Here is a 13,583-nt window from a genome sequence, read left to right on the forward strand (position 1 = left end):
AAACTTACTTAGTCTATAACTGCCGGGATAATGCATTCCTTAATCAGTGTCCATCTATCCCGAGGATTCATGGTGAATTCAGATGCAATGGCAATGACCAGATCTTGATCTGGAATGCAGCAAATAACGTTGCCGCCATCGCCTAGTGCCATATAAGCAAGTACCCCATTCTCTTCACGCAGCCACCATAGATACCCGTAATGATTGAGGTTCATCGCTATTGATTCATCAATCCATGTGTTTGATATGATTTGACGATTGTTCCAACTACCACGGTTCAAATACAGAACACCGAACCGAGCCATATCACGGGGACTTAATGTAAGTCCCCACCCTCCTGTAGAGTTGCCGTCCGGGTCTTTCACCCACCCTTTTACCTTCTTCCCGAATAAATGCTCAAAGTCATACTCCTTCATTTCAAAATCAGGAATTATGCTCATGCCGAGGGGTGCAAATAATCGTTCGTTGGCAAACGATTGGGCACTTTGTCCTGTGCTGCGTGTAATAATGGCCGATAGTAAGTGTGCCCCCGCGGTTGAGTATTTAAAATCTCCAATGCTACCATCCTGTCCCAACATATCGAGTGAATAAGTTACCCAGTCAGGCTGCATACACATCTTGTCCAGCGGCTCCCGCCAGTCCTCAAATGAATAAGGAGCCGTCATCGTGAGAAGATGACGAAGGGTGATTTCTCGCTTCTGTCTGTCAGCCGAATCAGGCACATATTCAGGGAAGAAATCGATCACCCTCTGGTCTATATGTTGAATGTAGCCTGCATCTATAGCAATTCCTATCAGCGTGGAGAGCACACTTTTCGTCACCGAGGCTACATGGTGCGTATCATCTGGGCCGAAGCTATTGAAATACCTTTCGTAAGCAATGAATCCATGTCTCGCAATGACAATCCCGTTTATATTGCTATACTCTGATTGTATGATAGGTTCAAGCGTTGATAACTTATTAGCGTCCATTCGCAAGACAGATGGGACTTCAACTTGCCATTCTGTAATTGTTAAGTCATTTCTATTCATATCGCAACTCCTTCAAGAGTACTGTCCTAGTTAATTTGTTTAACCTAATTAAGGATGATGGCAGTCTCAGGTTCTATCTTTTCTTGACAGGAAAATATACCTCAGTAACCATTGCCTCAGGATCAGCGGCTTGATTTGGATCCGTTACATAGACTTCATAGGGGGAGTTTACTAGGGCATAACCTTCTTTTTCTACCCACTCCCTTAACTTGGCATATACCGAAGTTAATTCCGCATATGGTCCCCTCACGACTGACTTTGCGCATAGTCCTTCTGGCAAATCTCTTGTCCCCTTAACTGCTTCCCGAATCGGAATAGCAAACTCTGTATCGTTGCCTGCAGGGTTGTATTCTGGACTGTGATAAATCGTCATTGGTGTGCCCGTCATTGTGAGATGATCGGCGGCAATTTTTTCATAGAGCGCACCAAAATACTTGCCATATCCAGCAGCGTAGTCAACGCTGCTCATCATCCGACGCATATACAAAATATTCATAGGCTGAGTCTCAACAAGTTGCACTTCAATATGATCAAGGTACGACATGATTGATACGCCCTCTTCTATAATTGAAATATCATGATTCATTTGTGCAAGCGTAAGTTCTAATGCTTGGATTTTGAGTTGTAATTCCTCTCGCTTGCGGTTCAGGGAATCGCTCAACTTTCCTTCCGAATCATTCTCCTCCCACACGAGCATGTCTTTAATCTCCTCCAACGGGAAGTGATAAGATTTCAAACGGTTAATGAAAAGCATTTTTGTAAGCTGCTTAATGGAATAATACCTATACCCATTTTCAGGGTTAATCTCACTAGGATTAATTAATCCGATTTCACCATAATATCGAAGTGTTTTAGTTGACACTCCGCATATTTTCGAGAATTCTCCGATTGATAACAAGAGATAACCTCCATTCTTTATCATTTATCTAATCATCAACATGAATTGTGTATCGTTTCTTGGTTCAACTCCACTGTACATCTTCCCCTAAGGGCAAAGTCAACTCCTATCGTTCATGTCTCTCCATCTAGGTTTCAGATGTTCATAAATAATATAAAGCTGAAAATGACATGCTAAATGTGATGAAACGCTCAGTTTGATTAGGGTGCATTGTGTTCATCCTAGTGAGAAGAACAGATTCCATAGTGGAGGATCGCATCATGCAAAAAAAATCAACCATTGTCATGATTCTCTTGCTCTCTATGCTGCTTATGATTTCAGGCTGTGGGAATGCAAGCAAGAAGCCCGAGACTAATGCGGGCGAGAACAAAAATGTACAAAAAGAGAAGGATAAGGGAGAAAAAGATGCCACATCAGGTGCTTCAGTGGCGAAGTATACCCCGCTTGAGGAATTGAAGAATAGCTACGATATCGTCATCGTTGGCGCGGGTGGTGCCGGCATGACTGCCGCGCTTGAGGCGAAGGCGGCGGGCATGAATCCCGTCATTCTTGAGAAAATGCCAGTTGCAGGCGGCAATACAAGTAAAGCATCTTCGGGTATGAATGCATCAGAAACAAAGTTCCAGAAGGAACAAGGCATCTCTGATAAAAATGACTTATTTTATGAAGAGACGCTTAAGGGTGGACATAACACGAACAACAAAGATATGCTCCACTTCTTCGTAGACAATTCGGCCAAAGCGATCGATTGGCTCGACTCCATTGGTATTACACTCAACAACATCACGATTACCGGGGGCATGAGCGAGAAGCGGACACACCGTCCCAAAGACGGTTCAGCCGTGGGCCAGTATCTCGTGACTGGATTGCTTAAAAATGTACAAGAAAAAGGCATCCCGGTATTTGTAAATGCGGATGTTAAAGAAATTACAAGTTCAAATGGCAAAGCAACGGGAGTGAAGGTTGGATTCAGCCAGCATGGAGAAAAAACGATTGCAGCAAAATCGGTTGTCATAACAGCTGGTGGTTTTGGAGCCAACATGAATCGCATTGCTGAAGTTCGTCCCGACCTGAAAGGCTATGTCACAACGAACCAACCGGGAAGCACAGGTGATGGCATCTCTATGGTTGAGAAAATGGGCGGAACTACGGTTGATTTGAAGCAAATTCAGGTGCATCCTACTGTACAGCAGGAAAACTCCTACCTGATTGGTGAAGTTGTGCGCGGCGAAGGTGCGATTCTCGTTACGAGCAAAGGGAAGCGTTTCGTTAACGAGATGGCTGCCCGAGACAGTGTAACGGCTGCGATTACAAAGCTGCCAGAGAAAAACGCGTTCCTTATATTTGACGCGGGTGTCCGCTCAAGAGCAAAAGCCATCGAACAGTACGAAAAGATGGGTTTTGTCAAAACAAAAGACTCGATCAAGGCGCTGGCAGAAGAAATTAAGGTACCGGCTGAAGAGCTGCAAAAAACGCTCGATACGTGGAACAGTGCGGTGAAAAATAAGAAAGACGCGGAGTTCGACAGAAAAACGGGGATGGATCATGAATTGTCAGCTGCCCCATTCTATGCGATTAAAATCGGCCCAGGGATTCACTACACCATGGGTGGCGTAAAAATCAACACGAATACAGAAGTGCTGGACAAGGGCGGCAAGCCTATCCCAGGACTATTCGCTGCAGGTGAAGTGACAGGCGGATTGCATGGCGAGAATCGAATCGGAGGTAACTCCGTTGCGGAGATCATTATCTTCGGTCGTCAAGCGGGTACGAAATCCGCTGAATATGCCAAATCGATCAAGTAAGCAAATAAGCTTTTAAGTGAATATGCACCACAAGATGACCCCACCAACGCATTGGCGTTAGGCGGGGTCATTGTCATTTTTAGATGATGTGTATCTGTATCCCATTAAAATAGCTTGTAGCCTTAGTCCCCGAAGATATGCGTTATATTCATTTTCCCGCGCTCTCTATTTGAATTGCCAATCGGCTAGAAATTGGCCGCCGTTCATTTCATACTCTTGCGATTGTCTACATCAATACCTGCACGTCGTAGTTTATCCTCTGCTTCCTCTTCAATGAGTTCTTTCAACTGGGACAATACAGGGCTAAAGTCGGTATGCTTCCCATCATAAAGCTCATCTCGTATTCGATTTCAATCCATGTGCTTATATCCGCCTCATTGTGTTGGATTTGAGCTTCGATTTTATCCAAAGCATTTGCAACCTTGGCTTCATACGTTTGCTTATGTTAAAATTCGATCCACAGGTCATATACGTCTCGCCCTAGATCCCCTTTCAGTGTTTCCCGAATTCGTTGTATGGCCTTCATTTCATTCTGAGCCTTTTGCTCTCGCAATTGTTCGTTGTTCATTGTATCGAATGCAGGAATATCTTTCGCTTCTGCTTCCACTAAATCATGAATAATGATCATTTTCAGCATTTTGGCGGTATCGATTTCTTGATCTAAATACGGCTCAATCAGCATGGCCATGAGCGATACTCTCCACGAGTGCTCCGCCACGCTCTCCTGTCTGCCGTTCGATAGCCAGCTGTGCCGCAGTCAGACTTTAACTTCTCCCCAAGATTAATGACATTAAGTATATTCACCAAATGATCTCTCATCGGCTGTCTCTCCATCATATCTTCGCTCCCGTTGCGTCATTGTATTCTATGTTTTATGCCTATTGATCTCTTTAGTGTAATAAAAAGATCCTGTTTTTTCAAACAGGATCGAAGCGAGTCATGTTTATTTGTTAATGGGATTAAATAAATGAGCATTTACTCTATCCACTTCTTCTGGTGAGCGATGCATCGAGACGCATTCATTGACATCGAATTTATTGCCATTTGACTTCAATGCATTTCCTTGCATCTCTGACATGGCAATCATCCTTTCTGGATAGCTCGATATAGTTGTTCTATATCTTGAATTGAATCAAAATAAACTTTGACAGTTAGCACAGCGATTCCTTCCTCCCCTCACTCTTCAAGGAAAGAAAAAGGATTTACGCCCCCGCTGCTGAATATAGGTATTTTGCATTGTTTCGATACAAGGGAATTGACTTTTCCATCGATTTGCGCCTAAAATCACAATATTGAACAATAGAACAGATTGAAGGGATTTATATGCCATACATTCGATTTAAAGCCTTTCCAGATGCCTTCGTGGAAGAGATTACACCAAACATTGTAGAGGAGTTTGCCTCGATTGTTCGCGTGGAGCCGGAGAAGGTCAAGATTGAAGTACTGAACGTTCATATTATAACGAACACTCCGCTTTCGGTCGAGATTATGATGTTCCAACGGGATAAGGAAACACATGACGCCGTTGCCGCCAGCATCGACCATATGTTGCGAGAGCGAGGATATCCAGGCGTTCACATTTTCTTCATCATCCTCGATCCGCACTATTATTATAAAGAAGGCAAGCCATTGAGATGATTAGCTTCATGCCGATTATTTTCCATTTCATTTACACACACTAGTGTATAGATGATGATTGCAGGAGGTATCGGCATGAATGCACAACGCGCACAAGAGATCGCAGGCTCTCCAATGCTGGCTAACGTAACCTACAACGGTAGACAAGTGTATATTCAGCATGTAGATTCCGATAACGAATCGGCTCGAATATATCCACTTGACGATCCAGAGCAGGAGCAAGAGGTTCCACTCGCTAACTTGATTGAGCATCTTGGATAAAATGGAATTCGACGGATTGCTGGCTACATGACAAAAAGTGCCTTCATTAAGAGGGCACTTTTTTCATATCGTTCCAATACGTTTCTATTGTGAATGATGTTGGTTTGGAATAAAACAATCGCTCCCGATTGCGGTATAAATTTTATATTTTTGCTAAGACAGAGTTAACAAAATCGGTTTTTACTTCTGGATATTTATGTTTATTATGGGTCGAGACGTTGATATCTTACATTTCTTTCCGATAGATCCTATTCTACTAAGGATTCAGTTATTTTCCTATCTAGATTTTTAATCGCCAACATCGAATTATCCTGAATGATTCCTGTATCTACGAAACCAAATGAAGCGTATAATGTTTTAGCTATGACATTACTTGTTCGATAAAAGAGGGCTACATATTCTGCTTCCCCATATGGCTTATTTTCAATATCCATCAACATTTTTTCAAAGGCAAGTTTGCCGTATCCTTTCCCCTGATAACTCTTTTCAATCATAATATGCCATATAAAATAGCTCTTCTTCCCGTAAAAAACTTCATTTTCAAATGATTCATGATCCAACGTATCATAAATATACATCAAAAATCCAACCGCAACTCCATCGGCATAAATAGCAATGGGAGTCGCTGGTATCCCGTCTGCGTTCAACATATGAGCGTCTGCAAAGCTTCTGAGGTTAGTAGTTTGTATATAGTCTTTCTGGTTTTCTCCTACTTCAAGTGCTATTACTTCATCTATGTTATCTCCGGTAATTTTTCGTAATTCGATCATTTATTTATCTCCTCTCCTAAGACAAGCCACTTTCACACATGGCCTCAAACATCCCGAATATCTTTTCCATAATTCTCAAAATAGGATACACAAAATAATCAACAAAGCTAACTCTTTTTCCCCTGTGATTTCAAACCCTTGTTCCGCAAAATGGCCCGTTTGTTGAATTGTCATAATCCATCTTGTTAATGCAATTTATATTTAAATCTACAGTTGGACCGTGATGTTCGCTTTTTTTATGTACTCGGTATTGAGTATTGAATAAAAATACTGGTCAACCCATTGGTTCTTCCACATTAGTTCCTCTTTGAAAGTCCCTTCTCTTCTCATTCCTAACTTCTCCATGAGGTTCATGGATTTCATATTGTGACAATTACACATACCAACGACTTTATGAGCTTGTAATTGATGGAATGAGAAATCAAGTAATAGATTTATGGCTTCGTAACCATAACCCTGTCCTTGGAATTCTGGAATTATCGCAAATCCGAGTTCCCAACTTTTTCGGTGTTCGGAGTAACTCCAAATTTGAGCTAAGCCAACAGGAATTGACTTTCCATCGGCTTCCTTCTTTATGACAAAATTATATTGGGATGTTGAATTCATCTGCTCAAGATACTTGTTCCTAACTTTCTCTTTATCAGATTCAACTTGTTCTTCATACAACCAGATGCCGGTGTTCGTCTCAAGTCCACAAATAAAATCTAAGTCATCTGCAGTAACTCTTGAAAGACGAACACGCTTTCCATCTATCTTCATTTGAACCCTCTCCGTTTCTATGAATCTGCATCAATTCCCGATCACATATGGATGGGCGAACCTAGTGGTGATAAAGTTAGCTGATGCATTGTGCAGCTTTCTACGGTGTTATTCTCCTTGTCTATAATCAAGTCGGGCTGCAGCGGTTCATCGTAATGGACATCCATTAGCAGCATGCAAGAACGATACTGCTGTAAATGATTGTAGCAATGTGATAATCGAGTCGATAGACAGCAAATGAATCTAAACCGTTCTTTGCACATAAAAAGCCACATCAGATCGAAATCTGATGTGGCTTGCGCATTGAATCATCTATTTTAACTTGGTATATACGATTTTCTTAATACTATCGTAGGACAGGAAATAGTGCTCCATAAGCTGCTCGATTGTTGCACCTTCGGCAAATCTGTTGCGAATCTCATGATTTCGAAAGGCCAGCAGCTTCCTGCTTCCGGATTTTGTCCCCCATGCCTTGCGTTCTTCCTCGCGTTTCGGAATGTACAGCATGACACCATTCGTATATTTTTGAACTTCCTTTAGCAGTTCTTGTGGTAAAATGTCCGCGTTGACATATTTCATGATAACTCTACCCCTTATATAGTTAGATAGTAAGGTGGCAAAGTCTCAATATAAACATATCTCACCGTCACGGATGAAGGCGGTTCAAGCGTGCTTGGCTCTATACAAACAACCGCCGTTGTTTATAGGTAAGACTTTGCACAGAGCGATGTCCCGAGTTCGTTTTTTAACATGGTTCAACCTCCTTATCTATAGTAACGGATTCAGTATAGCATGAATCTATTTCCACAAAAACCCTCAATCTTATGTTGATATCGCAAGCTTACTCCATGAATCGACGTTTAACCTCATTGATTATCCCTATTAATGAATTGACAATAGCGTATTCTATCTATATAGTTAAGTGAACTTAACTAAACTAAAAGGAACTTATCCTAACGTAACGGAATTGATTCTGGTTGAGGATGAGGTGAATACTATCGCTATGGAGGGAATTGATATGATTGCGGAATACCGGAGAGTTATGAACGAGCTCAATGATGCTTTTCAAGATTATTTCACGGTCTATAACAAGGGAGCTAAACAAATAGATGATTATCAATTAACGGTGCAACAAGAAAATATGATGCTATTTATTATGCGAAACGAGCGGACGACCGCTCATGAGATCGCAAAAGCATTTTCGATTTCCAAAAGCGCGGTTAGTCAGGTGCTGTCTAAATTGGAGGCTGGACACTTTATTATCCGTGAGAGCAATCCAGAAAATCTGCGCGAATCCTTTATTCTTCTTGGAGAGGAAGGAACAAACTATGCGGAGCTCATTAACAAAGCGGATGAGTCGATTGTACAGAAGTTCTCATCTCATATTGAGCTTGAGGAGTTGGAACAGATGCTTCACACGATGAAGAAGATCAACCAGGTGATAACGGGGTCTGATGAAGAACAATAACGGTTATGAAACATCATCACACAACATGAATAGACAGAAAATTGAATAAGTGAGGAATAACATGAGTACAGTTACAAAGGAAAAAATGTCATTAGCACTCGTATTGTTTAATTTATTTATTGCTTACGTCGGTATTGGTCTTGCCGTACCTGTCATGCCGTCCATTGCGAAGGAGATGCACTTAAGCGGACAAATGGTCGGGTATATGATTTCGGCCTTTGCTTTTGCTCAGTTGCTCGCCTCCCCGTTTACCGGCGTAATGGTAGAAACACTGGGCAGAAAGAAAATGATCGTATTCGGGTTATGTCTGTTTTCGTTTTCAGAGATCTTGTTCGGCATTGGAACGCAGGCTTGGGTTCTATTTGCGTCGCGAATATTAGGCGGTATTAGTGATGCATTCATTATGCCTGCCGTTATTACGTACATTGCAGATCGAACGTCAATTGAGAATAGAGCCAAGGTATTAGGTTATCAAGCTGCTGCTATTAGTGCAGGTTTCATTATCGGGCCGGGACTAGGCGGTTTCATTGCCGAATTAGGCATACGTGCCCCCTTCTTCTTCGCTGCAGCCTTTGCATTCATCGCGGCGATCTTCTCCATCTTCCTGCTGCAAGAATCGCTATCTCAGGAGCAAATGGAGAAAAACCGTGCACAACATATTCGCGTCAACTTCTTTGCTGAAATGAAAAAATCAGTGCAGTCCGTCTATTTTGTACCGTTCCTCATCGTGTTTGTGCTCGCGTTTGGATTGGCAGCATACGAGATGATGTTCAGCCTGTTCGTTGATGCAAAGTTTGGATTTACGGCCAAAGATATTGCATTCATTATTACGATCGGCTCAATTCTAGGAGTTGTTGCGCAAATTCTGTTATTTGAGAAGATGGTGGCGAAATTTGGGGAGAAGAATATCATTCACGCTTCCCTCGTTATAGCGGCATTATTCATTATGGCCACGGTATTCGTAAGCAGTTATTTAGCTATAATGGTCGTGACGAGCATTGTCTTCTTCGCTTGTGATATTCTTCGTCCAGCCGTCACTTCCTTACTCTCGAAAATGGCTGGAGAAAATCAAGGCTTCGTCGCAGGAATGAACTCCACCTACACAAGCTTAGGCATTATTGCTGGGCCGGCCATAGGCGGCTTCTTATTCGACCTGAACATTAATGCGCCATACATGTTCGCAGCAGTAATCCTGCTTGCTGCGCTTGTGATGTCAACCCTATGGAATCGCAAATCGCAATTGAAGCTCAATGGCCAAAGCAATGATTAATTGGGACAGTCTCATAGGTCAATATTAAATTTGAAGCCTCCGCATTGATAGGAGCATGCAAGGAAAAAGACGCTTTCATCCCCACATATTCAGTGGTTTTGGAAGCGTCTTTGCACATCTTATGGGACTGACTCATTTGATCCTATCCTTTTGAGACAACCCCATTCATTGTGTTATTTTTGCAATTTATATTGGGCTAGCTGATTCCCTTGGCTAATCGAGTACAGATATCCATTGCCTGCATAATGATACTTCTGTCTGTCTTGATCATTAGGATACTCATACATCGTTTGCAAGGTCTTGGCATTCAGCACCTTTTTCGCATTCTCTGTATGTATCTCGATTTGCTGATCTGGTGTTTCGTAAATAATGGCTATCGGGAGATCCACTTTCACTTCGGCTTTCGTGACAAGTCCTTGGGCATTGAACAAGCTCATTACCCCATCCGCGTACACAACATAGTTCTGACCGATGGATTGAACTCGTGCATTTCCTGGAATGCTGCGTCCCCATAATGTTTTCCCTTTAGCGTTCATCGCGATTAACTTATTTCCGCTCTTCGGCACATTCACACGAAGCAGAATATCGCCGTTGTTAATGACCCAAGTCGCCTCATTCACATAGGTAACCGCGCCGCTAGGGAGGTTATAAGTGAATAGCTTGTTTAATTTCGAACCATACACCGCTAAATTGGACTTGCCGATCTCTCCTATTTGGGACACAACATATTGACCGCCAATTACGGAATACATTTGTCCCAGTGATAGCTCAGCAAGTTTTTTGCCGTTTGCACTATAGGCATATGCACGAGGTTTGCTTTTGGCTGAAGGTGTAACCTTTCTATCCGGGTCGATTAATAGAATCGTACCATCATTCATCACATGCACGTCTTCGGCATTTGGAACAGGGATGATCCAATTGCTTTTGCCAGAGGCATTCACGGAGAATAATTTCGTTCCTTGACCATCTTTTACGAGGGCATACACCGAGCCTAACTTGCTATAAGCAATCTTCGTATTCCATGGATAAGGTGTTCCTTTTTGATAGAATGTGAAGGACCATTTCGGCTTGCCGCTGCTCTCATCTACGGCAGTGACAACACCTGCTTCCCATACTTTCGTTTGTGAGGCGATATAAGTATTTGAAGCCAAATACACGGTCTTCGTGCTCGGAAAATGATATGGAGCCTCAATAAATTGATTTACCTCAGACAAGTCTTTTTGCCAACTTGGCTTTGGCAGCGGTTTGCTTGTACGACTAGCTGAGACACTAGTTACAGCACTCAAGCACAATACAACTGCCAACAAGGCACTGCTCCATCTTTTGATCCTTTTGTTCGACAACATGATGTTTCATCACTCCTGTAATGTATGTAACTGCATGAATAAATGAACATGTAATATTTTAACACGGACGCTTCAAATTTTCAGGAAAAATAAAGTCTGTCAGGTAAATGTTCAACTGCTATTTGCAGTCAGGCTGTTTGTATCCTGATATTCCTCAAGCAGTTTGGCGAGTGTCACCACTGTGTTGTTGTCAGGAAGCGGCCGGTACAATGTCACCTTCAGATCCGGAGCATCATATACCTGGAACGTGATATGTTCCATCATCATTAGCCCTGCCTTTGGGTGGAGCAATGCTTTGGTGCCAATCGGGGTTCCCATGATGTCATGGCGAGGCCACCATTGCTGGAACTCCTTACTATGCTTGATTAATTCTTGGACAAGCTCCTGGTACCAATCCTCCCCTACGTAACATGTGCTGGTAGATCGGAATGAAGCAAGCAGCCGCTTCGCGTGACCTTCCCAATCGACCAGCAGCTCTCGGTAAGAAGCTGAGCGAAAACAACGCCATACCGCATTTCGCTCTTTCCCATTCATGGCGGAAAAATCGCCAAATACCGCACATGCAGCGCGGTTCCAAGCCAACACATCCCATTTATGATCGGTTACGTATGCAGGACAATCTGCCCAATGATCTAGAAAATGCTGCACAACAGTTTGAACATCCGCACGAATCGTTTCCGGCTTATTCGCTGCCGGAGGCTGCTGAAGAGCAAGTAGAAACAGATGATTCTTCTCTTCCGCGCTTAATCGCATCACCCGAGCTAAGCTCTCTAATACGTCTTGGGAGACATTGATTTCTCTTCCCTGCTCCAGCCATGTATACCACGATAGGCCGATGCCAGCTAATTGTGCTAGCTCTTCCCTGCGAAGCCCCTTCGCTTTGCGTCTCGTTCCGATCGGCAGACCATAATCGGCAGGCTGCAGGCGATTGCGCCGTGATTTGAGAAAGTCCCCTAATTCTTGGCGTCGCCCCTGTTCGCTCTTCTTATCCAAGCTATCTCAACTCCTATACCTATTACTCTCAATACTATGATTAACAGGAACCTATTTGGATCAGGAAAATACCCTTATTCTATCACTGCGGATAGAAGTAACTCAACTAAGAAGAACGGAGGTGATTGAAACAATGAATCGTACTTTACCAGATGTGCATCATCCACAGCTAACAAGAGGATTATTGTTCTTAATGGCATTAACATGCGGCTTTACGGTCGCCAATGTGTATGTGAGCCAAACCTTGCTTGCCAGTATGGCCCAGACGTTCGGAGGGACGATTACTCAAATTGGCTGGGTTGCAACATTGGCGCAAGTAGGCTATGCACTGGGCAATCTGTTCTTAGTTCCGCTTGCTGATATGGTAGAGAGACGGCGTCTTATGCTTGTCCTTCTCGGGATCGTGAGTATCTCCTTAGCGGCAGCTGCGGTATCCCCGAATATGAACTGGTTAATAAGCATTCATTTGGTTATCGGAATAACCACTGTTATCCCACAAGTTGTCGTTCCGATGGCGGCTTCTCTGGTCATAGCGGAACAGCGAGGGAGAGTGCTCGGAAATGTGGCAATCGGGTTAGTGTGCGGAATATTGGGTGCCAGGTTCGTTAGTGGATGGATAGACGCTATCTATGGCTGGAGAGTCATGTACTGGATATCATTTGGCTGCATGATCGGTCTGATGATACTCGTTCGCAGCTTGTTCCCACGCAGTTATGGCCGAGCAGAGATGACATATCGAGCGTTAATCGCCTCTCTTCTTCCATTGATTCGGAAGGAGCAAGTACTGCGCAAGACATGTATAAGTCAAGCATTCGTATTTGGAGCATTTAGTGTTTTTTGGACAACGTTAGCCTTGCTGCTTGCCTCGCCTGCCTACTCCTTAGGTTCTGGTGCAGTAGGTATGGTCGGTCTGGTTGGGATTGGAGGCGCGTTCGCAACTCCCCTCGTCGGGAGAGTGATCGATCGCATGGGAGCTGTGTTTGCTGGAAGAGTATGTACGGCTGCTGCTCTGTTCTCTTACTTGCTGCTTCTGTTATGGGGAGAAAGTCTGCTGGTACTCGTGTTCGCCGCTTTCTTGCTAACGATTGGTACGCAAGCGAATCAGGTGGCTTGTCAGGCACGTCTTTTCGAACAGTCTTCCGAAGCTCGCAATCGTCTGAATGGACTATATATGGTTGCAACGTTTTTGGGAGGGGCTCTAGGCTCTTACTTGGGTTTGCTTGCATGGAGCCATTGGCAATGGGTAGGAGTCTGTGTCACAGGACTCTCTATGCTCCTCATCTCTTCCATCGGTCTGATTGACAGAGGGAACTCATTTGGAACATCTAACGGTTGAGCAAATGG

Annotated in this window: 14 protein-coding genes and 1 pseudogene; 6 read left to right on the plus strand and 9 right to left on the minus strand. The window is 43.4% G+C overall.

Going from position 1 to position 13,583, the window contains the following annotated elements; genetic code table 11:
* Positions 1 to 8: 8 nt before the first annotated feature.
* Positions 9 to 1,031, minus strand: a complete 1,023-nt coding sequence (locus PBN151_RS14255; protein ID WP_072729496.1) for a serine hydrolase domain-containing protein — start codon at positions 1,029 to 1,031, stop codon at positions 9 to 11.
* A gap of 73 nt (positions 1,032 to 1,104) precedes the next feature.
* Entirely contained in the window at positions 1,105 to 1,929 is an 825-nt protein-coding gene (locus tag PBN151_RS14260) for a MerR family transcriptional regulator (RefSeq protein WP_072729497.1), read from the minus strand.
* Between the two features lie 260 nt (positions 1,930 to 2,189).
* On the opposite strand from PBN151_RS14260, the gene PBN151_RS14265 reads away from it, so the two are divergent.
* Positions 2,190 to 3,734 carry a flavocytochrome c gene (locus tag PBN151_RS14265; RefSeq protein ID WP_072729498.1) on the plus strand — a complete coding sequence of 515 codons (1,545 nt, stop codon included), beginning with the start codon at positions 2,190 to 2,192 and terminating at the stop codon, positions 3,732 to 3,734.
* Between the two features lie 203 nt (positions 3,735 to 3,937).
* Here PBN151_RS14265 and PBN151_RS14270 read toward each other — a convergent pair.
* Both PBN151_RS14270 and PBN151_RS32290 read right to left on the minus strand, forming a co-directional pair.
* Positions 3,938 to 4,553, minus strand: a pseudogene (locus PBN151_RS14270) (HD domain-containing protein).
* A gap of 124 nt (positions 4,554 to 4,677) precedes the next feature.
* Positions 4,678 to 4,812, minus strand: coding sequence for a hypothetical protein (locus tag PBN151_RS32290; RefSeq protein ID WP_265332096.1), 135 nt, complete (start codon positions 4,810 to 4,812; stop codon positions 4,678 to 4,680).
* A 245-nt stretch (positions 4,813 to 5,057) separates the two neighbouring features.
* On the opposite strand from PBN151_RS32290, the gene PBN151_RS14280 reads away from it, so the two are divergent.
* Together PBN151_RS14280 and PBN151_RS14285 are read left to right on the plus strand one after the other, a co-directional pair.
* Positions 5,058 to 5,372, plus strand: a complete 315-nt coding sequence (locus PBN151_RS14280; RefSeq protein ID WP_065290771.1) for a DUF1904 family protein — start codon at positions 5,058 to 5,060, stop codon at positions 5,370 to 5,372.
* 75 nt (positions 5,373 to 5,447) lie between these two features.
* Positions 5,448 to 5,633, plus strand: coding sequence for a small acid-soluble spore protein H (locus tag PBN151_RS14285; RefSeq protein ID WP_021255616.1), 186 nt, complete (start codon positions 5,448 to 5,450; stop codon positions 5,631 to 5,633).
* Between the two features lie 248 nt (positions 5,634 to 5,881).
* On the opposite strand, the gene PBN151_RS14290 is transcribed toward PBN151_RS14285, so the two are convergent.
* The 3 genes from PBN151_RS14290 to PBN151_RS14300 all read right to left on the minus strand — a co-directional run bounded on the left by PBN151_RS14290 (position 5,882) and on the right by PBN151_RS14300 (position 7,741).
* The gene (locus tag PBN151_RS14290) at positions 5,882 to 6,403 is read right to left on the minus strand and encodes a GNAT family N-acetyltransferase (RefSeq protein WP_072729499.1); all 522 of its coding nucleotides are present in this window, start codon (positions 6,401 to 6,403) and stop codon (positions 5,882 to 5,884) included.
* Positions 6,404 to 6,610: 207 nt separating this feature from the next.
* Positions 6,611 to 7,162 (minus strand): GNAT family N-acetyltransferase, encoded by a 552-nt coding sequence (locus tag PBN151_RS14295; protein ID WP_072729500.1) that lies wholly within the window; start codon positions 7,160 to 7,162, stop codon positions 6,611 to 6,613.
* Between the two features lie 312 nt (positions 7,163 to 7,474).
* Positions 7,475 to 7,741 carry a CD3324 family protein gene (locus PBN151_RS14300; protein WP_072729501.1) on the minus strand — a complete coding sequence of 89 codons (267 nt, stop codon included), beginning with the start codon at positions 7,739 to 7,741 and terminating at the stop codon, positions 7,475 to 7,477.
* Between the two features lie 343 nt (positions 7,742 to 8,084).
* On the opposite strand from PBN151_RS14300, the gene PBN151_RS14305 reads away from it, so the two are divergent.
* Both PBN151_RS14305 and PBN151_RS14310 read left to right on the plus strand, forming a co-directional pair.
* Positions 8,085 to 8,630: a MarR family winged helix-turn-helix transcriptional regulator gene (locus PBN151_RS14305; RefSeq protein WP_227774672.1), complete on the plus strand. Its 546-nt coding sequence runs from the start codon at positions 8,085 to 8,087 to the stop codon at positions 8,628 to 8,630.
* Between the two features lie 61 nt (positions 8,631 to 8,691).
* Positions 8,692 to 9,900 carry an MFS transporter gene (locus PBN151_RS14310; RefSeq protein WP_072729503.1) on the plus strand — a complete coding sequence of 403 codons (1,209 nt, stop codon included), beginning with the start codon at positions 8,692 to 8,694 and terminating at the stop codon, positions 9,898 to 9,900.
* A 173-nt stretch (positions 9,901 to 10,073) separates the two neighbouring features.
* Here PBN151_RS14310 and PBN151_RS14315 read toward each other — a convergent pair whose 3' ends face one another.
* Both PBN151_RS14315 and PBN151_RS14320 read right to left on the minus strand, forming a co-directional pair.
* On the minus strand, positions 10,074 to 11,246 hold the full coding sequence (locus tag PBN151_RS14315) for a PQQ-like beta-propeller repeat protein (protein ID WP_227774674.1): 1,173 nt from the start codon (positions 11,244 to 11,246) through the stop codon (positions 10,074 to 10,076).
* 111 nt (positions 11,247 to 11,357) lie between these two features.
* Positions 11,358 to 12,239, minus strand: a complete 882-nt coding sequence (locus PBN151_RS14320; protein ID WP_072729504.1) for a helix-turn-helix transcriptional regulator — start codon at positions 12,237 to 12,239, stop codon at positions 11,358 to 11,360.
* Positions 12,240 to 12,372: 133 nt separating this feature from the next.
* Here PBN151_RS14320 and PBN151_RS14325 point away from each other — a divergent pair, with 133 nt between their 5' ends.
* Positions 12,373 to 13,575: an MFS transporter gene (locus PBN151_RS14325; RefSeq protein ID WP_072729505.1), complete on the plus strand. Its 1,203-nt coding sequence runs from the start codon at positions 12,373 to 12,375 to the stop codon at positions 13,573 to 13,575.
* The last annotated feature ends 8 nt before the right edge of the window (positions 13,576 to 13,583 follow it).

It is taken from the genome of Paenibacillus sp. NAIST15-1, assembly GCF_001894745.1.
Lineage (GTDB): Bacteria > Bacillota > Bacilli > Paenibacillales > Paenibacillaceae > Paenibacillus_B > Paenibacillus_B suaedae.